Below are 19,627 nucleotides of genomic sequence, written 5' to 3'. Positions count from 1 at the left end.
GATTAGCGCAAATATCTTCGCGACTTTGGGGACTCAATTATCATCAGAGGAGCCAGTTGACTGACTCGCTGAGGCTCTTCTATAGCACTTAGCCATGCAGCGACATCAGCATCGTTGAAAGGCCAATGCAATTCTTGCCCGCCGCATTCCACTACTGGGATCAGCAGACCATATTGAGCAACCCATTCTTCTCGAGATGCGATATCAATTTGATAAATGCGAAACTCTTCGCCTACCACATGATGAACAATGGCGTGAGCCTGTTCACACAGATGGCACCCTAGGGTGCCAAGTAGCGCGATACTATGAAAAGCCAAGTAACTGCCTCTCTAGCTCAAAAATAGATACTGGCAAGGTGGCCAATGGCGTAACGGGGCAGACCTGTTGTACAGCAACTTCAAGAGATTCACCATGCAATCCAAGGGATGCGAGCGTGATCATGCTCAGTTGATGGCTCTGTAATTCCGTCACCTGGGTTTGTTCCATATGGAAGCGCTTGAGCAATGGAAATAAGCCATTTTCAATGTAATTAGCCGCAATCTCTGGACTGTCAAAATGCATCCGCTCAAAATGGCGACCTTCTAAGATCAGGGGCACTAACCAGTAGGAAAGACCTCCATCAATGCGATCACTAAAGCGTTCGGCCTTGAAGAAATAACTCGCCCAAGAGGGTTTATTATTGATCAAATTGCAGAAGTACTTCACTAATAACGCGATGCGTTTCTCGACACTTTCCTGAGTGGCTAATAACGCACCGAGATCGCGACGCATAAGATCAGTAAGACAGGCGCGAATATCCGCCAGCGCTTCATCTTTGCTCTGATAATAGTTATAAAAAGTACCAACGCTGACTGACGCTTTCTGTGCTACATCCTGTACGGTCACTGCTGGCCAATCCATCTCAAGAATCAATTCTTGAATAGCTTTACGAAGGCGGTCATGGGTGATTAATCGTTTCGGCGGTAACTTCATGTTTTACTCAATAATAGTTCCATTACTATTGCGAGCGGCGTACCACTCAAATAGTTCAGCTTCTGTTAAGGGTTTGGCGTAATAAAAGCCCTGACAGTAGTGACAACCCATGGCTTGCAGGCGCTCAGCCATTTGTTGTGTTTCCACTCCCTCGGCGATTACGTCCATACCCAGCTCGTTCCCGAGAGCAAGAGTCGCAGCCATGATTGTATTTGCGTGGCTTGAGCGATCTATGTCATCGAGAAAAGACTTATCTATCTTTAATTTATCGAATGGCAGTGTACGTAGGTAATTCAACGAAGAATATCCCGTGCCAAAATCATCCAGCGCGATTTTCACGCCGCTTTCCGACAAGCGAGATAATATCATTTTCGCTTTGGTGGCGTCTCCCACAAATGCGGTCTCTGTGACCTCAAAAACGACCTTATCAGGTGAAATTGAATAGCTTTTAATGATATTTATCAGTTTTTCAGGCAAATGGGGGTCGCTTAGATTTCTGCCGGATAGATTTATAGATATCTGGGGCTGTACGCCAAAATGGGCATAAAAGCGCTGTAAAAAACGACAGCTATAGTGGGTAACAAACTCTGCCAACGGCCCCACCCAGCCAGTATGCTCAACCAAAGGCATAAAGTGATCCGGCGATTGATATACCCCCTCCTCTACATCAAACCATCGCAATAGAGATTCAAAACCCACCACTTCACCGGTACGGAGATCTATCTGTGGCTGAAACTTCATAAATAAGTTTTCAAATTGCATGGCTTGTTGAAAGCGCGTTAGTAACTTTGCCGAATACTCTGGATCTTCTCCTTCTCTCTCGTCATACAAAAGGAAGTGCAAGTTTCGGTTTGCAGCTTCTTTGGCTGCCACTTGCCCACGGCGCAAAGTACTACTCAGGTCATTTTCTTGGGAAACCGTTGCTACGCCAATAGTTAGTTTAACTTCAAGCTTTAGCAATCCGAATGGAACAGGTTCACATAAACAACGATAGAGGTGTTCAAGCTCTGCGGGACTCGTTAGCAAACCGTCATTGACGCCGATAAAACACATATCGGAGGTATCCAGCACCGCAACCTTATCCTGCGACCACTGATCATCAATACGCACTATGGCGTTATTATTTTTGGTGTAGTGGCGTAGCCGCGTATGCAACGCAAGTACAATCGCCTCTGCAGCCTCCTGTCCCAACGCTAATACCTGATCATAATACCCTTCAAAATGCACGATATAGGCGGACACCGTTTCATGTTGCAGTAACGAATTCGCGTCTTTTGCCCCCCAACGACTAATCAACAACTCCTTTTTAGGTAATCGCGATAGGGAATCGTGGGTTGCCTGAAACAACAAATGGCGCTCAATTTGTTCGCGTTTTTGCGATTCCAACAGGGCTTGAGACAAGGCGGAGACACTTTGATTTTTTTCCCGGTTATATCTATCAATCAGAGCCGCCAAAAGGAAATAGACTTCTAACATGGAGGAAATTAACGTGGCGTTGTTGACTATCGAGGTAGACGGTAGCAACCCCATGACACCCGCTGCAGTAATACTGATTCCAAGTAGCATACACACCCAAGCTGCCATGAAATACCAGTCACTCCCATGGGTAGCAGATTGCTTCAATCTGTTTACTGCTAGCATCACACACAACAAGCTTGAAGCTATTAGAACTACCGTTCCAACAGACGTTAATAAAGCATAGGTGTTGGGACGAAACGCCGAGGCCATGCCCAAAATACAGATCAGCACAAAACCGCGTCCGATTATGAGGGCAATTTTTGATTTTACGTTCAGGAAGGCCATGACGAACCAAATCTGACAGGCGGCTGAAAGGTAGATAGCCACGTTAGTAAAAGAGGCGTTAAATTTCGGGGATTCTGGCCAAACCCACTGAAACAGCAAGCCGGTCATTTGAGCATTAAATAAACCGATTGATGCGACATAAAGCATATAGATGCGATAAGTTCGATCCCCGGCAATAAGTGCCATCATCACGCTAACCAGCATCATTAGCGCAATAAAGCCAAGATACCCACCCAGCAACATACTCGTGTATTGGCCGCGGGCGTCTTCCACAGCAAAAGAAGAAAAGTAAAGTGGCACTTTCAAGGTACCTTCACTCTGAGCCATCAGAAATAGCTCGGTTGGCGAAGATGTCTCGACTAATGGAAAGAGAAACTGACGACTGGCTAGCGGACGCGATGAGAAGGGCTGCATATCTCCACTTTGCCATTGCCCGACGACTTTGGTGTCGCTAATTTGCCATAACTCCAATCGATCAAGCAACGAGTAGTCCACCACCAAAATGGCGTCCTGACTCACCCCTTGGGGCAACGTAACTCTTACCAGCAATGCGTCAGATTGATAACCAAAAGAAAGATCCCCGTGCTTGGCCGCGCGGTACGCTTGACTTTGAATTTGTTCAACGGAGAGTACAGAACCATCATCTACGAAAGTATAAGATAAGACATCTTTGCTTGAACCCAGCGGACGCAACTCGGTAAAACTGCTGGCTTGGTGCCAAGCAACGAGCGAAATCCCACAAAACAACAGCGCGATTAAATAGATCGATTTGAAGGTCGTCCGATGGGCATTCATGCCATCTCTCCCAAAGATTCCATTGCCGCCTCAACCAGTCAACGAGGCGCTACCACTAAATTAGATTGAATTGTGGCGTCAGCAGTGACATTACTTCAATTCCTTGCAACGCCAAAACACCTTCAGCAATCGGCAAAAGCTGTTTATTAATGTAATGATCATAGTCAATTCGTGTTAAATTTTCATAACTTTCAAACGGCTGCGCCCCTTCTAGGCTATAAAAGTACTCCACCCGTTGCCGGCCTTGCTCAAACATGGGCTCCAGCCCCTGACGTTGCCGTTCAAGGTCTATCTGTTTCGCTACTCTTACATGGGGTGGAATGACCTTGATATAGCTGGAGACGGGTTTAGTGAGTTGCTTACGATAGATACACTCATGGTCGAACTCCCCTTGGTGTAAACGTGCTACAAAGTCTTTCACATATTCAGTCACATCGCGATCGTGGAACAGATGCTCAAACAGCTCAGTTTGAAAGCGTCGCGCCAGCTCCGTCCAGTCGCTTCGAGTTGCCTCTAACCCTTTGAATACTAAGCTGCCATTACTTAGTCCAGCATAGCGCTTCTTACTTCCTTCTTCTTGACCACGAATGGTAGGCATGTAGAAGCGGCTATATAGGGTTTCAAACTCTAATTCTAAGTGGGACTCTAGCTGGGCATATTGCCAGCACCAATCGGTAAGATATTGGTTCAACCCAGCACACAGATGTTCACCGGTTTGCCATACTTTCTGTTCGTCTAGGTCATCCCCAAGCCATACAAATAGGGAGTCCGTATCTCCATAAATGACCTTAGCCCCCTGTTGCTCCATCCACTCTTTGCTCATATTGAGCAATTCATGCCCCCTGAGCGTAATAGAGCTTGCCAATTGCGGATGATAGAAACGGCACACGTCCGAGCCAAGTACGCCGTAAAAGGAGTTCATAATGATCTTGATGGCATAGCTAAGAATGCTCTGTTGCTGGGCTTTGGCCTGTTCTCGGGCCTCGGCTAACTCACCCACCAAGGCGGGCAAAATTGCCACTTGACGGTTGAACGCCGCCCCACGAAACCCTGGCACTCTACCGCTAGGGGCGTCCACAACTCGCGCCAGCGGATCAATGAAAAAAGTACGAATAATGCTGGGATACAGGCTCTTGAAGTCAAAAACCAGCACATTGCGAAAAAGCCCTGGCACCGAGTTCATCACAAATCCCCCCGGGCTTGGTACAAAGGGCTCGTCACGCCAGCTGGGCGCTACATAACCAGAACGATGTAAACGGGGTAAATAGAGATTTTCAAATGATGCCACCGAGCCACCGGTTTGCTCTAGCGGGATACCGGTTAAATCGACGCGGGTTTGCTGCAGAGTTAAAAGGGCTAGCTTGGCGAAAATCTTGGCTACCAAACGGCAATCCTGCAGATTGTACTCGATAAAGCGCTCAAACTCTTCGGCATACAGACGCTCGATTTCTTGCCATCTAGAGCTCGCCGTCAGCAGTTTCTCTTCCCCAAGCAGCTCGGCACTCACGTGATTCAAGCTATAACTGTCGAAATGATATCCGCCTACTTTTAGCAACGTAATACCGTCCAACACCACCCGACCGGGAATCGTAGCGAATGCTTTACCCGTCCCTTTGCTCATACGTACATGCCAAGGCTCCCCTTGCACACCAAAAGCTGGGGTAATTTGGTAAAAGCGACAACGCCGGTCAATCATTTGGATATCAAAGCCGATCACGTTCCAGCCGATAAAAACATGAGGCTGATGCTTGCGCACAAAGCGCATAAAACCGAGCAGTAAGGCTTTTTCATCCCCATAAGGGATCACATTGGCAAGATCACATTCGCTAGTCTGTACGGCGAGCACAACTTCCAGCGCCTCGCTGACTATACCGATCGAAAGAATTTCATTACGACTGACGGAAGTTTCGATGTCGATAGACCAAACTTGCCATTGGGGAACGTTTTCTTCCCTAGCGCGACGTAAGCGCCCACGAATAACAACACCAGTGGCACCCTGTGGCACTCCGATGAACTCTACTAGGCCACGAATACCCCGCTCCATCAAATAGCGATCTTGAGGAGCGATATCCTCTTCGTATAGTTCGTAGCCGCCGCGACGCAAGCGCTCCACCGCTTGCTGTTTCAGGGCAAGACTGTCACAGCGTACAATGGTCACTGGCTCACCGGCAAACGACTTTAATGGCAAGGTTTCACAGATTAGACCGTCCACTTGAGGTAGGAAATCTACCGCCGCATTGGTGAAGAACACATCCTGTTCGCCGACAACACAAACTTCAATAATGCCGTGGGGAGTATTGAGATAGTAGCTCAATATGAGCTTGCCATTCTGGTCACGACTATGGCGAGTAATAAGATAGCCGTGACCAGTAATGGGAGTCATAGAAGTTAATTTGCTCGCAGTATTCGTATAGGAGGAACGCTAATAACAGCTCGAGCGGCAAATATACCAATGGTTGTCACAATTACCAAACCAGCAACCGGCCCCACTAGCCAGATTACACCATGAAAACTGGTTTCCATATTGAAGATAAACTTCTGTACACCATAAAGTGCCAACTCTGCACCAAAGGCGCCGAGTAGTCCCGCCAAACCACCTAGTACACCAAACTCAATCAGCATGGATTGACGTACGATCTGTTTGCGCGCACCCAGGGTACGTAGCAGAGCTCCTTCTTCCAAACGCTCGTCTAGGGTCGTACGGACACTGGCAGACAGCACCAAGGCCCCCGAGGCTAAAATAAAGATCAACACCAGCTGAATCGCTTGCCCCACCTGGGCGACGATATCCTGCACCTGACGTAACAGTTCACCAATATTTAACATGGAAACCGTGGGATAGTTGGCCATAAACCGATAGAACGGTGGCGCGCTCTCTGCGTCTAGGAAAATACTGGAGACAAAGTTAGCTTGGAACTCCTCCAGTACTGAAGCAGGCAACATCAGATAGAAGTTGGGCTGCATAGACTCCCAATCAACCTTACGGATGGAGGTTACCGGAAGGGTATAATCTAGCCCTCCAAGGCTCACTGTCATCTCGTCGCCAATTTCCAGCCCCACCTCGTTGGCCGCCTCCTGCTCGACGGAGACACCAATATTATCGAACTCACCCGCTACCACATTCTGTTGCTCCCGCTCTGGGGTCGACCAAGTGAGGTTAAGCTCTCTCTCCACCAACTCTGGCTCATCCTTGCTTTCATCAAACAACTCTGCCACCGGCGTCCCGTTCAGATGAGTTACCCTACCCCGAATCATGGGGAACCACTCGGACATGGCCAACTCATTGTCTTGGGCGTAGCTTTGGATACCGTCCTTTTGATTCTCTAGGACATTAAACAAATAGTGATTTGGCGTGCCCTCTGGGAGCTGCCGCTGCCAATCAGCGATCAGATTGTTCTGTACGCCATAAAGGATCAGCGCCAGCATAATAATCAAGGTAAACACCAACAGCTGGAACAGGTTCGACAGCATTCGTCGCGGCAATGCAGCCAAGCCAATCTGCCAGCCGGTACTCATATTCTGACCAGCACGGCGCAGCAAGCGGAAACAGAAACGCCCAAGCAACCCCACCACCAAACTGGTAATACCGATACCAACCAGCATAACTAGCGGCATCAACCAGCCCCCCGTGTAGATCACCATCAAGGTAAATAGGCCACCGATGCCGGTTAGATAGGTTACCGCCACTCTCGGAGGCAATGCTGCTGAAGGTTGCAATACCGCCAACGGCGTCACTTGAATTAAACGAATCAACAACGGCAGACAAAACGCCACCAGCGAGATAAAGGCCGTCGCCGCCCCTAACCAAAGTTTCATTAAACTAGGTGCGGGTAATGCGATAGACATAAGGCTTTGCAACACTTGGCTGATAATGTGCTGTACCCCATAACCTAGGGCGGAGCCCACCAAGATGCCAGCCACCAAAATCACGGCCAGCTGCAATAACACAATCGCCGCAATCTTATTTGGCGTCGCACCGATGGTTTTCATCACCGCAAATTGAATCAAGTGGCGCTTAACATAACGGCTCGATGCCAATGCCATCGCCACACCGGACATAATCACCGCTAAAGCCCCCGCCAGCAGCAAAAACGACTCAGCACGGCCAACCGTATCACCAATCCGCTCGCCCCGTTGAATCGGGGTGCGAATACGCTGTCCTTCTCCCAATTGGGGCGTCAGCCACTGTTCAAAAGAGGTTAAATTGTCTGGTTCTCCCGAAAAGAGGAAGGCATAGCGCACCCTCGAACCAGGAATAATAACTTCCGTCTTGGCCAGATCATCCAGATTAATCACTGCTCGAGGAGCTATCGCGAAAGCAGAGCTGGTCGCCCCCGGGTCCCGCACTAGGTAGCGACTCACAGTAAACTCCGCCTCCCCGATGCGAACAGTTTCACCTAAAGACACCGACAACAAACTCGCCAAGCGGGAAGAAATCCAAACTTCCCCGACATTAGGCCCTTCATTTGAGCTTATGCCGGTACCAAATAGCTGATTATCGACTAAATATTCGCCTCTTAACGGGTAGTTATTTGAAGCTGCCGTCACTTGCGCCAATTGCAACCCTTGCCCACCAAACACCATCGACGAAAAACCGACGGTGGTGGCTGTTTGCAAATTTTGCTGCTGCGCTTGTTGGTACCATTCTGATGCAAAAGGTTCATCTGCCCGCACCGAGCGATCGGCCCCTAACAGGGTGGCAGACTGGTTGGTAAAAGACGTTTGTAAACGATCAACAAATAGCCCGATACCACTCACGGTGGCAACCGACAACACCAAGGCTAAAAATAGCGTTAACAAATCCCCTGTTTTGGCTTCCCGCCACAATAACCGCCAAGCTATCACGCTGCCCCCTCCTGCTCCGAGATTCGTCCATCATGCATATGCAGACGACGGTCACATCGCGCCGCAAGCTCTGGATCATGGGTAACCACCACCAGCGTTGTTTGCTTTTCTTTATTCAAATCAAACAATAGTTGTTCGATTTTCTGACCATTTTCATAGTCCAAATTACCAGTCGGCTCATCGGCGAATAAGATACTTGGCTCAGAAGCAAAGGCTCGGGCGATCGCCACCCGTTGTTGCTCACCTCCGGATAGCTGCCTTGGGTAATGCCCCATACGATGGGATAAACCAACCGCCTGCAATAAAGACTGCGCTAGTTCTTTGGCATCATCACGGGCTTTTAGCTCACCGGGTAACATCACGTTTTCCAAGGCGGTTAAACTCGGCAGTAAGTGAAAGGACTGGAAGATAAAACCCACGTGTTGCGCTCTAAGCTGCGCCCGCTGCTCTTCCCCCAAAGCGTTTAGGGATTGTCCTGCTAATTCGATATCCCCACCGGTGTGACGGTCCAAACCAGCCAATAAGCCAAGCAGAGTGGATTTACCGGAACCAGAAGCACCGACAATGGCGACACTCTCGCCACCCTTGATTTCAAAAGAAATTCCTTTCAGTATTTGCAGCGGTTGACCGCCTGCTTGAACATCGTGGGTAAGGTTGTTGGTTTTAAGTACCACCGCGTTATTGGTATCGTCCATAGTTAGAAGGGCCCTTATGAAGAAGATTATCCTGTTATTTAGCCTGCTATTTCTGGCGAACGCATCGCCAATTAATGCGCAAAATCTATTAGTAATGGGTGACAGTTTAAGCGCTGCCTATAATTTAAGACAGCAAGATGGCTGGGTGAGTCTCATGTCTGCGAAACTTTCACAATCTCACCCCAACGTAAATATTGTGAATGCAAGTGTCAGTGGCGAAACCACCCAAGGCGGTGCCGCCCGTTTCCCAAACCTTTTACGTACCCACCAGCCTAATTGGGTCATTTTGGAACTTGGAGCCAACGACGGGTTACGGGGATACCCACTAGATATAGCAAAAGACAACCTCAAACAAATGATAAACGCCGCCAGTCGCCAAGGAGCCGAAGTATTGTTAGTGGGTAACCATTTGCCACCCAACTACGGGCGCCTCTACACCGAGCAATTCTTCAATATGTTTAAGGAGCTAGCCACAGAAACAGGTGTCGCCTACTACCCTTTTATGCTAGAAAATGTGGCCCTAGATCCTTCCCTCATGTTGAGTGACGGCCTACATCCCAACGTAGAGGGACAAAAAAAGGTGCTTGAAAACCTTTACCCTGCCGTAATCGAATTATTACAACCCTAATCAGCGGTTACAGGACACCAAGTGACGACCAATTTCTTACCTCAAGAGCCTACAATGGCCGGAACAGATCACGCAGGTGAATTTGCACCTTTAGAACTGCTATACCAGGATGAACATCTAGTCATTATTAACAAACCATCCGGCTTGTTGGTACATCGTACCGACCTTGCCAAAGGGGAAGATGACGCGGTAGTACAACGCCTGAATACCCAACTGGGCCAGTGGGTTTACCCCGTTCACCGACTCGACCGGGCAACATCCGGCGCCTTACTGTTAGCCCTAACCCCCGAAGCAGCCCGCCGTTTAGGTAGTGACTTCATGTCACACACCGTAACCAAGGTGTACCATGCCCTTAGTCGGGGGCATGTCCAAGAAGCCGGAGTAGTGGATTACCCATTAGCGACTCTCAACGAGGAAAAAGGCAGAAGTCGTTTTAAAATCGAGGGCACCGAAAAGGACGCGGTGACGCACTATTCACCTTTAGCAAGGTTTGAAGCACCAATTCCTGTTAGTCGCTACCCCACGGCGCGGCTGAGCCTTATGGAAGCGCGTATCGATACGGGGCGCAAACACCAGATTCGACGGCACTTTAAGCATATCTTCCATCCGATTTTAGGGGACACCCGTTACGGTTGCCGTCATCAAAACCATGCCTTTCGCGAACACGGCTTTACCGCTCTGCGATTGATGCTTCATGCTCATCGACTCAGCTTTACACACCCCTTTTCTGGGGCAAGGGTCGATGTCACTGCCCCTTATCCGGCCGACTTTCAAGATCTGCTCAGCTATTTGTATCGTCATCAGACAATTTCGTAACCCTAGGATATTGATATGAAAAATAAACGTTTGGTCTACTCAACCGACCAAGGCAGACTTTGCCCAGAATGCAACAATCCCATCGACGACTGCGCCTGTCAGGCAACAGACGCCATACTGGGCAGCGGCAACGTACGTGTTCAGCTCGAGACTAAAGGACGTAAAGGTAAAGGCGTCACTTTAATTAAAGATCTTGCCATGACAGCCGAAGAGCTAAAGACGCTAGCGAAGAAATTAAAAAGCCATTGTGGCGTTGGCGGTGCAGTTAAAGAAGGGACAGTAGAAATTCAGGGAGACCAAAGGGAAAAAGTGATGCGTTTTCTGGCAGACATGGGTATCAAAGCTAAGCTTGCCGGCGGCTAAATTACATATTATTACATTTGTGTTAACATTTTCCGCCTCAGATAACGTAATCCATACGGAATTTTAAAAATTTACGCCATAATATCAATTACATAGACTAATTGAACTGGCGTTAACATATTAGGTTTCCGTTAACTTTTCGTATCTGAGGTTGGAATGCATAACGATAGTCCAAGGCAAGCATACGGCTTCCTGCGCCAGGCAGTTCCCCTTATGCAAAAATTGGATATTGCCCCCACGCCCTACAATTACGGCATCTGGTACGAGTACGTACGCAAGACGTCTCCGCGCCTGAATCAATTGGTCGATAATACCCTGGCGCGTATCGGTCACTTGCCCAGTTTCATATCGCGGGAGCTATTCCACGAGTTCCTCCTTGCCGAGGAAGCGCGCTATGGCAGCGAACACAAAGATACCTTAGAACAACTTATCAACACCGTCGCCAGCAGCTCTGAACAAATGAAGAGCTCTATTCAACAGCTCGAACAGGTGGTCACCAAAAGCCGCCACGTGCTGAAACGGGCCGATCGTCAGCAGCACCTTGACAAAGTCGTGAATTACCTTGAAAAAGGTACCCATAAAGCCCTCCAAGATGCGGATAAATTTCAGACTTCCCTACAACTGGTGCAAAAAGAGATTCAAGGGCTCAAATCGGAACTGGAAGAACTACGCAACAACGTCGAATTGGACCCGTTGACCGGCCTACTTAACCAAAAAGGCCTAGAGCGCTATCTTTACCAGTGGTTACCCGGCTCGGAGGATGATCTCTCTATTCTTTTGATCGATATCGACTATCTAAAAGCCGTAAACAAGCAGTATGGACGACGTGCGGGCACTGGCTTGATCTGCTACATGGCGAACCTAATTCGTAACCGCAAAATTGATAACTCAGCTTTAGCTCGATTAGAAGGTGGCACTTTTGCCCTATTGATCAATGAGGCAACCTTAGATTACGCGTCGGAATATGCGGAAATATTGCGGGAACAGATGTCGCGTCAACGGCTTCGCAACAAGCGAGGCAGCAATATCGAGAACATTTCCGTCTCTATCGGTGTCGCCACTGTTATCGGCCAAGAAACTGCCGTAAACTTTATTGCTCGGGCCAACCGGTGTTTAGAAAACGCCAAACGGCAAGGAAGAAACCGCATCGCAACACGGTAACTATGAGCATACACACCATTAAAATCGACGTTCGCGACTACGAATGCGACATGCAAGGCATCGTAAACAACGCCGTATACCAGAACTACCTAGAACACGCCCGTCACACGTTTCTAAAAGATAAAGGCCTGGACTTCGCCGAAATCACCAAACAAGGTATCCACCTTGTGGTTATGCGTGCGGAACTCGACTACAAAGCCCCCCTAAAAAGCGGCATGACCGCCGTCATCAGCACCGAGCCAGAAACCGTCTCCCGCTTTAAATTTGCCTTTAACCAACGCATCACCTGCGCTACCACCGGCAAACTAATGATGCAAGCTCGCATCATCGTCGCTTCCATATCGGACCAAGGCAAACCGGTAGTATTCAAAGAAGCGGCGCAGTTGTTTTAGTTTTTTGAGTACGAAAAACGCGAAAACCCCGTTAGGCGTACCCAACGGGGTTTCTAATATGGCGGTGAGCAAGAGATTCGAACTCTTGATGCCTTTCGACATACACACTTTCCAGGCGTGCTCCTTCGGCCACTCGGACAGCTCACCAAAACAGGTTAACCGCTCATCGCGATTTGTGGGGCGTATCTTAGTGGCGAAGCTGTTGAATTGCAAGCGTTTTATAAATTTAAATGCTTATTCATCAACGAAAGTCAGGCGGTCGTCGATACCGGTGTCGCCAACATAAACCAGGTCTTGGGTCGGCGTACCACAATAGATGAGTCCCACAACCTCTTCGTTGGGCGCTAAGCCAAGTAGCTGTTTGGTTTGCTCGGTAAAACAAGCCGGCCCAGTGCGCCAGATACCACCAAAACCATAGGCATCAAGCCCCAATAGAGCTTGTTGCGCAGCCGCTGCAGTGGCCATGATTTGCTCATCCCGCGGCACTTTCGGGTGCTCGACGACATTGGCGTAAACCATCAGTATAGCGGGTGCTCGATAGGCTTTTTTCACAAAGCCCGCTTTTTTGTCTTCGGGCAATTCAGGCACTTCTGCCTTTGCATGTTGCCAGTAAATTTCACCGATTTGCGCTCTGGCTTCCCCTTGGTAGACCCGAAAGCGCCATGGCTTTAAATTGCCATGATCCGCCGCGCGGCTAGCTGCGTCCAATATGGTGCGCCACTCTGCTTTGTTTGGTGCCGGAATATCCAATGTTGCCGCGGATACACGGCGACGCATAAAAGACACAAATTCTTTACTCATAAGCGCACAAGTTCCGTTAATATTTATAGAAAGTGCAACATAGCGAACTTCTGAGCGCATGTAAATTCAAACCTAGTGCACGAAAAGGGAGGGGTAAGCGATGCCAAAGTGGATTTTATGGGCACTACTGGAAGTGTCTACAGTCATGGTGTTCATCAGCGCTTTTTTATTTTGGCGCGGCGCTAAGTTACGCCGCCGACAAGATGATTCCTCCGACTCCGAATTGAGTGCAGAGGCAACTACAGAACCCACTGGGGAAGAAGCGGAAGAGCGCAATATGAAGCAATTCGCTGCGTTCTTGGATAAACAGGTGACTTTTGCGGCAGAAAAGCTGAAAAGTCTTCGACCTGTCGATGATCTAACCTTGATTACACGCTTCAAAATTTGGGGAACGCTACTGAAGGCGGAACGGGCAATCATTTTGAATGAAGCCAGTAGCCGCCCACGGCCGATTCTTAACCGGTTTATGGCCAGCATTTTGAATGCAGTAGCCTCCTCTTCTGGGAACCAGCAAAACAAAGAGAACTTAACCCTCAGTATTCGCGAAGTGGATGACGAGTTTAAGCAAGCTGGCGAGTTACTCCTTTCCAAAGAGGAGCTAATCAATAATCAGAAGCTGCTACATAAAGACATCACTGACAGCATAGATAGAGCCAGTAAACGTCTTAATCGTTTGAAAATCAAAGAACAAGAATTGGCGCGCCTTTCTGCTGAGTTAGATAAACTCCGCCGCCAAAATGAAAAATTACAGGCGTACCACAATGAACCCATCTCGATTGCGCCTAAGCCATCCGCCATTAGCAAAAATGAAGACAGACTACGGCACGATTCCCACAAGCACTTACAGTCATTACAGCATTTGTCGGACCGTCAACAGACGGTGATCGAGCAATTACAGGCTCAACTTGCACAACAAAAAGAGAACGGTAGCCAACAAGACAAAGACAATCGCACCGTTGCCCTACAACGTATGGAGCGCTTGGTAAATGAGTCAAAATCACTGATTGGGCAGCTTAACAACGAGTTAGATACCACTAACCTATCTATAGAATCGTTAAAAGAGGATATATCCAAGCGCGACCAGGAGTTGCAAGCTCTGGAGCAAAAGCTACAACAGGAAAATGCTACTGCTGTGGGACAATTCACCAAAGTAAACAGTTCGAAAAAGGATACTCTGAATGATTTCATGACGGACATATCGGATGCTAAAGCAAATGATGCGGTCGATAATGCAATTTATGAAGAACAAGAAAAGGAAGTCAAAGTCTTAGAGCGCCTACTTCAAGAGTCGGAAACCTGTGTGCAACTGTTGGTACAAGAGTTAGAGATCGCCGAAAAAGAGAATCAGGAACTACTGCAACAACTGGATAGGAAAGCCGCACGCATGAAATTAGAGAACTCGGTAAACAAGACCCTCGGTAGCACAAACGATACGATCGAGCTCAATAGGTTACGCCAGCGCAATCGTCAACTGGTAGAAGCCACAACCAATTTGAAAAACCAGCTAGTCAACGCTGCGACTCATAACCAAGAGAAGGAGTTGCGCACCGAGTATAACCGCAAATCATTAGAGCTAGACCGCTTACAACTTGCCTACTCAGATTTAGAGCGGAAATACCTAGGCACTCTTAATTAGAAATGACGTACCAGCAAGTCAAAATTATTACTGGTACGTTAAGAACTGACCTCTATTGACGCGCTAATCTGTCGTTACCAAGACGAATATCCCCAGTAGAGCGATAGGGATTAATATCCAATCCACCGCGACGCACGTAGCGTGCATATACAGTCAGCTGCTCCGGGCGGCACTGTCGCATAATGTCGATAAAAATACGCTCGACACATTGCTCATGGAAGTCCGTGTGCTCTCGGAAGGAGACAATGTATTGCAACAAACCTTCGTGACTGATACGCGGGCCTTTGTAATCAATAAACACAGAACCCCAATCCGGCTGATTGGTTACTGGGCAGTTGGACTTAAGCAAGTGACTTACCAGCCGCTCTTCTACAACTTGGTCAGCATCAGCAGATAGCAAAGAGGCTTCAGGATGATAATGCTCGATCGCCACATCCAAGGCATCAATGCAATAATCCGGCGTCAGCACCACCAGCGCCTCCATAGCCTCCACATCGCGCAACACCACTTGCACTGGCGCCCCTGCCGCTTCGGACAAATCACGTTCCAACAAGGCTTGCACTTCGTATTCATTGGCATAGCGCATCTGGTTTAGGGAGTTTAAATACAGCTTAAATGACTTAGACTCAATGATATTCGGGCTATTGCAAGGCAAGCGGAACTCAGCAATAGCGACAATAGGTTTACCTTTTTCGTTTAACCAACTGACTTCGTAGGCATTCCAAATATCTTCGCCGAAAAACGGTAAGCGCTCGGCACCGATCCCCATTTCAGTCCATTTATCCACCCTAGGGATTGGAAACAATAAGTCCTTGTCATACTGGGAGACATACTCTGTCTGCTGACCAAGGGGCAATGCACCCATACAATTACAACCTCAAAAATACAAATTAACTACGAATACCACGGCCGCGATTAAGTAGAGATAATCCGACCGCAAATAGAGCAACACTGAAGGCCACTATAATAACTAATGCCCAACCCACATTGATATCTGATACACCGAGAATACCGTAACGGAATGCATTCACCATGTATAACACGGGATTCAATAGGGACACCGCTTGCCAGAAATCTGGCAACAGACTGATCGAGTAAAACACCCCACCTAAATAGGTCAGCGGCGTTAGGATAAAGGTTGGCACTATAGAAACATCATCGAAACTGCGCGCAAACAAGGCATTGACAAAGCCACCCAGTGAAAACATCACTGCCGTGAGAAAGACTACTACCACTGTAAGCAATAAATTCTGCAAATGCAGCTTAGTAAAAAACAACGACAATACGGTCACTATCAAACCCACGAACAGGCCACGGGCAACACCACCGAGCACATACCCGGTCAAAATCACCCAGTTAGGCGTTGGGGACACTAACAGCTCTTGTACGGAATGCTGAAACTTGGCAGAAAAAAACGACGATGCCACATTACTATAAGAATTAGTGATCACCGACATCATAATTAAGCCGGGGACAATATACTGCATGTAACTGAAGCCCCCCATTTCACCAATTCGACTACCGATCAGATTGCCAAAGATCGCAAAATACAACGACATAGTGATTGCAGGTGGCAACAGAGTTTGTGGCCAAATACGCATAAAGCGACGAATTTCGCGACGCAATATGGTGTAAAACGCGATCCAAATTTCTTGGGACGACATTATTTATCCCCCTTGATAAGCTTCACAAATAGTTCTTCTAGACGATTGGATTTATTACGCATGCTTAGCACTTGGATACCGGCCGACTGTAACTCAGCGAAAATGCCGTTGAGAGATTGTCCTTTAGTGATGACCACCTCGACACTACTTTCACCTACCGGTTTGGCTTCAAATTGCCCCAGCAAACCAGCATCGAGCTCCCGATCTAAATCTAGAATAAAGGTTTCTTGATTGAGAGTACGCAACAAGGCTTTTACCGATGTGTTCTCTACAATCTCACCGGCATTGATGATGGCAATATTGCGACATAGCTGCTCAGCCTCTTCTAAATAATGGGTCGTTAGAATAATGGTAGTGCCTTGCTCATTTAGCCCTTTAATAAACTCCCACATGGAACGACGTAATTCGATATCTACTCCGGCCGTAGGCTCATCCAAAATCAGGATTTTCGGCTCATGGATCAAGGCTCGTGCGATCATCAGACGACGTTTCATGCCACCCGATAGCATACGGGATTGCACATTGCGCTTTTCCCATAAATCCAGCTGCTTTAGGTATTTTTCCGCTCTCTCTTCCGCCAGTTGACGGGGAATTCCGTAAAATCCGGCCTGGGTAACCACTACATTGAATACGGTCTCAAAGACATTGAAATTAAATTCTTGAGGCACTACGCCTAAGTATTTTTTAGCATCGGCAAACGACTTATCGATATCCACACCGCATATAGCGACATGACCACCGCTTTTATTGACCAGGGAACACAGTATGCCGATGGTGGTGGACTTACCTGCACCATTCGGGCCCAACAGGGCAAAAAAGTCGCCCTGCTCCACATTTAAACTGACGCCTTTAAGCGCTTCAAAACCATTATCGTAGCGCTTACGTAGGTCTCTTATCTCGATCGCATATGTCATAATAGCTGTTCTCGTTGAGATCTTAGTAAATTCAGTTAAGAGGCTTATTACCCTTGAGTAATCGCACCCAATATATCGTGACGTTAATGACAGAACTTCAACAACGCTGGCGTGAGCACGACCCGTTTGATCGGGAAGTACTCGATGAAGAAGAGCAGGATTTCATTGAGCAGTGGCAGCACGCCATCTCCCAAGCTGCAACGGCTTCCCCTAACTTTCAGTTCGATGCACAAGAACTAGTGGCACGTTTTATTCGTTGTTACCCACACCTAGTACCACTAATGAAACGAGAACTGTTGTGGTTTCTTGGGGGAGAATGCCTACATTATCTTGGTGATGAAGAGATCGCATTCTACGAAGTATTGGAAGAGGAGCTGTATCAGTACGACTCTCAGGAAAAGGATTATGACATTTCCCAGGTCATTAACAGCCTGAAAGCCACTCCCACTTCAATACAATAGCGGTGAGCCGCTAACCGAAATACATCCGGTTAGCGGCGTCATTCAGCACCGACTGACGATATCATCAGATAGATTTGAAGACTAACGTCCCGTTTGTGCCGCCAAAGCCAAACGAGTTGTTGAGTACCACATCAATTTTACGCTTTTGTGGGGTCATCGGCACATAATTCAAGTCACAACCATCACCAGGCTCTTCTAAGTTGATGGTTGGCGGTGCAACTTGATCACGAATCGCCAGTACTGAAAAGATTGATTCAACCGCTCCAGCAGCACCCAGCAAATGCCCAACCATGGACTTAGTAGAACTAATCGCCACATCTGAAGCATCGGCTCCCATTAACTGTTTCACCGCTTCAGTTTCAGCCAGATCCCCGATTGGTGTAGAAGTACCGTGGGCATTGATGTAATCCACATCGACTGGAGCCAAACCAGCATCACGCAGAGCGGCATCCATGGCGGCTACAGCACCTTCTCCTCGTTCCGGTGGGGCAGTCATGTGGAAAGCATCATCACTCATACCGAAACCAGCAAGCTCGGCGTATATTTTGGCTCCTCGAGCTTTAGCGTGTTCATATTCTTCCAAGATTACCATGCCCGCGCCATCACCCATTACAAAGCCATCTCGCCCTTTATCCCATGGGCGGCTGGCTGTAAACGGATCATCATTGCGCGTAGACAAGGCTCTGGCGGCACCGAAACCACCAATACCTAATGGAGTAATCGCCATTTCGGCTCCGCCTGCCACCATAACTTCAGCGTCACCGTAAGCAATCATACGACCAGCCATACCAATGTTGTGTGTACCTGTGGTACAGGCAGTCACAATAGAGATATTTGGTCCCTGAAAACCAAAGCGAATGGCAACGTGGCCAGAAATCATATTAATAATGGCGCCCGGCACAAAAAAGGGAGAAATACGCTTTGGACCAGACTCGTTGAGCAATTCCAAGTTCTTTTCGATCATCGGCAAACCGCCAATACCCGAACCAATTGCACAACCAACCCGTCTGTAGTCAACATTAGACTCGGTGATACCGGAATCTTCTAACGCTTGCACAGCCGCTGCAATCCCATATTGGATAAATAGGTCCATTTTACGAGCTTCTTTTGCTTTCATGTAAAGCTCGGCATTAAACCCTTTTACTTGTGCTGCGAAACGAGTGGAAAACTGTGAGGCGTCGAAGTGTTCGATAGCAGAAACGCCACTTTTTCCTTCGAGAATATTGTCCCAAGTATCTTCCACTGTGTTGCCAAGGGGGGTCACCATACCCATTCCGGTGACAACTACCCGACGACGAGACATAAGGCTCCTCCAAAAAGTACCTACCCATGTTAGGTGCAGGTATCAAGAATAAGAAAAGCCGCTGTACTTAAAATACAAGCGGCTTTTCGGAAACTTAGTTCACCAGAGAATTACAAGTTTGCGTTGATGTAGTCGATCGCAGCTTGAACAGTGGTGATTTTTTCAGCTTCTTCATCAGGAATTTCAGTATCAAATTCCTCTTCAAGAGCCATTACAAGCTCAACTGTGTCTAGGGAGTCTGCACCTAAGTCATCTACGAAAGAGGCAGATGCTACTACTTCCTCTTCTTTAACACCTAGCTGTTCGCAAACGATCTTTTTAACGCGTTCTTCAATGTTGCTCATTAGAAGTTCCTACTTTACTCGTTAATAGCTCATT

The 19,627-nt window shown here is 47.9% G+C and carries 19 protein-coding genes and 1 tRNA gene; 7 read left to right on the top strand and 13 right to left on the bottom strand.

Going from position 1 to position 19,627, the window contains the following annotated elements; translation table 11 throughout:
• Nucleotides 1-2 precede the first annotated feature (2 nt).
• The 6 genes from FJM67_RS00310 to FJM67_RS00285 are packed head-to-tail and all read right to left on the bottom strand — an operon-like array spanning nucleotide 3 to nucleotide 9,110.
• Nucleotides 3-317 carry a glutaredoxin family protein gene (locus FJM67_RS00310; RefSeq protein WP_140586565.1) on the bottom strand — a complete coding sequence of 105 codons (315 nt, stop codon included), beginning with the start codon at nucleotides 315-317 and terminating at the stop codon, nucleotides 3-5.
• Nucleotides 304-972: a TetR/AcrR family transcriptional regulator gene (locus FJM67_RS00305; RefSeq protein WP_140586563.1), complete on the bottom strand. Its 669-nt coding sequence runs from the start codon at nucleotides 970-972 to the stop codon at nucleotides 304-306. The genes FJM67_RS00310 and FJM67_RS00305 overlap by 14 nt, the downstream gene beginning before the upstream one ends.
• A gap of 3 nt (nucleotides 973-975) precedes the next feature.
• Nucleotides 976-3,570, bottom strand: a complete 2,595-nt coding sequence (locus FJM67_RS00300) for an EAL domain-containing protein (RefSeq protein ID WP_140586561.1) — start codon at nucleotides 3,568-3,570, stop codon at nucleotides 976-978.
• A gap of 55 nt (nucleotides 3,571-3,625) precedes the next feature.
• The gene (locus FJM67_RS00295) at nucleotides 3,626-5,953 is read right to left on the bottom strand and encodes a DNA polymerase II (protein WP_140586559.1); all 2,328 of its coding nucleotides are present in this window, start codon (nucleotides 5,951-5,953) and stop codon (nucleotides 3,626-3,628) included.
• 5 nt (nucleotides 5,954-5,958) lie between these two features.
• The gene (locus tag FJM67_RS00290) at nucleotides 5,959-8,415 is read right to left on the bottom strand and encodes an ABC transporter permease (protein WP_140586557.1); all 2,457 of its coding nucleotides are present in this window, start codon (nucleotides 8,413-8,415) and stop codon (nucleotides 5,959-5,961) included.
• A complete protein-coding gene (locus tag FJM67_RS00285) occupies nucleotides 8,412-9,110 on the bottom strand; it encodes an ABC transporter ATP-binding protein (RefSeq protein WP_140586555.1) in 699 nt (232 codons plus the stop codon). Before FJM67_RS00285 ends, FJM67_RS00290 begins: the two co-directional genes overlap by 4 nt.
• A gap of 16 nt (nucleotides 9,111-9,126) precedes the next feature.
• Here FJM67_RS00285 and FJM67_RS00280 point away from each other — a divergent pair, with 16 nt between their 5' ends.
• The 5 genes from FJM67_RS00280 to FJM67_RS00260 all read left to right on the top strand — a co-directional run bounded on the left by FJM67_RS00280 (nucleotide 9,127) and on the right by FJM67_RS00260 (nucleotide 12,470).
• A complete protein-coding gene (locus FJM67_RS00280; protein ID WP_140586553.1) occupies nucleotides 9,127-9,738 on the top strand; it encodes an arylesterase in 612 nt (203 codons plus the stop codon).
• A 54-nt stretch (nucleotides 9,739-9,792) separates the two neighbouring features.
• Entirely contained in the window at nucleotides 9,793-10,554 is a 762-nt protein-coding gene (locus tag FJM67_RS00275; RefSeq protein WP_140586552.1) for a pseudouridine synthase, read from the top strand.
• 15 nt (nucleotides 10,555-10,569) lie between these two features.
• Nucleotides 10,570-10,917 carry a stress response translation initiation inhibitor YciH gene (gene yciH, locus FJM67_RS00270; protein ID WP_140586550.1) on the top strand — a complete coding sequence of 116 codons (348 nt, stop codon included), beginning with the start codon at nucleotides 10,570-10,572 and terminating at the stop codon, nucleotides 10,915-10,917.
• 213 nt (nucleotides 10,918-11,130) lie between these two features.
• Nucleotides 11,131-12,078: a GGDEF domain-containing protein gene (locus FJM67_RS00265; protein ID WP_181161390.1), complete on the top strand. Its 948-nt coding sequence runs from the start codon at nucleotides 11,131-11,133 to the stop codon at nucleotides 12,076-12,078.
• Nucleotides 12,079-12,080: 2 nt separating this feature from the next.
• Nucleotides 12,081-12,470 (top strand): acyl-CoA thioesterase, encoded by a 390-nt coding sequence (locus FJM67_RS00260; protein ID WP_140586547.1) that lies wholly within the window; start codon nucleotides 12,081-12,083, stop codon nucleotides 12,468-12,470.
• 59 nt (nucleotides 12,471-12,529) lie between these two features.
• Here the strand turns inward: FJM67_RS00260 and FJM67_RS00255 are convergent.
• Both FJM67_RS00255 and FJM67_RS00250 read right to left on the bottom strand, forming a co-directional pair.
• Nucleotides 12,530-12,617 (bottom strand) — tRNA-Ser (locus FJM67_RS00255).
• 87 nt (nucleotides 12,618-12,704) lie between these two features.
• A complete protein-coding gene (locus tag FJM67_RS00250; protein WP_140586545.1) occupies nucleotides 12,705-13,271 on the bottom strand; it encodes a nitroreductase family protein in 567 nt (188 codons plus the stop codon).
• A gap of 100 nt (nucleotides 13,272-13,371) precedes the next feature.
• Here FJM67_RS00250 and FJM67_RS00245 point away from each other — a divergent pair, with 100 nt between their 5' ends.
• Nucleotides 13,372-14,907: a hypothetical protein gene (locus FJM67_RS00245; RefSeq protein ID WP_140586543.1), complete on the top strand. Its 1,536-nt coding sequence runs from the start codon at nucleotides 13,372-13,374 to the stop codon at nucleotides 14,905-14,907.
• 52 nt (nucleotides 14,908-14,959) lie between these two features.
• Here the strand turns inward: FJM67_RS00245 and queF are convergent, their stop codons facing one another.
• The 3 genes from queF to FJM67_RS00230 are packed head-to-tail and all read right to left on the bottom strand — an operon-like array spanning nucleotide 14,960 to nucleotide 17,485.
• Nucleotides 14,960-15,772: an NADPH-dependent 7-cyano-7-deazaguanine reductase QueF gene (queF, locus tag FJM67_RS00240; RefSeq protein ID WP_140586542.1), complete on the bottom strand. Its 813-nt coding sequence runs from the start codon at nucleotides 15,770-15,772 to the stop codon at nucleotides 14,960-14,962.
• A 25-nt stretch (nucleotides 15,773-15,797) separates the two neighbouring features.
• Complete coding sequence (locus tag FJM67_RS00235) at nucleotides 15,798-16,571, bottom strand: ABC transporter permease (RefSeq protein ID WP_140586540.1); 774 nt, start codon at nucleotides 16,569-16,571, stop codon at nucleotides 15,798-15,800.
• A complete protein-coding gene (locus FJM67_RS00230) occupies nucleotides 16,571-17,485 on the bottom strand; it encodes an ABC transporter ATP-binding protein (protein WP_140586539.1) in 915 nt (304 codons plus the stop codon). The genes FJM67_RS00235 and FJM67_RS00230 overlap by 1 nt, the downstream gene beginning before the upstream one ends.
• A 53-nt stretch (nucleotides 17,486-17,538) precedes the next feature.
• Between FJM67_RS00230 and FJM67_RS00225 the strand changes: the two genes are divergently transcribed.
• The gene (locus FJM67_RS00225; protein ID WP_140586537.1) at nucleotides 17,539-17,946 is read left to right on the top strand and encodes a PA2817 family protein; all 408 of its coding nucleotides are present in this window, start codon (nucleotides 17,539-17,541) and stop codon (nucleotides 17,944-17,946) included.
• A 64-nt stretch (nucleotides 17,947-18,010) separates the two neighbouring features.
• On the opposite strand, the gene fabF is transcribed toward FJM67_RS00225, so the two are convergent.
• Together fabF and acpP are read right to left on the bottom strand one after the other, a co-directional pair.
• On the bottom strand, nucleotides 18,011-19,249 hold the full coding sequence (gene fabF / locus FJM67_RS00220) for a beta-ketoacyl-ACP synthase II (RefSeq protein WP_140586535.1): 1,239 nt from the start codon (nucleotides 19,247-19,249) through the stop codon (nucleotides 18,011-18,013).
• 110 nt (nucleotides 19,250-19,359) lie between these two features.
• Entirely contained in the window at nucleotides 19,360-19,593 is a 234-nt protein-coding gene (gene acpP, locus FJM67_RS00215) for an acyl carrier protein (protein ID WP_140586533.1), read from the bottom strand.
• Nucleotides 19,594-19,627 lie beyond the last annotated feature (34 nt).

The sequence above is a fragment of the Maribrevibacterium harenarium genome (assembly GCF_006385675.1).
Classification (GTDB): Bacteria; Pseudomonadota; Gammaproteobacteria; order Pseudomonadales; family Marinomonadaceae; genus Marinomonas; species Marinomonas harenarium.
This window is presented reverse-complemented; position numbering and strand designations above follow the sequence as displayed.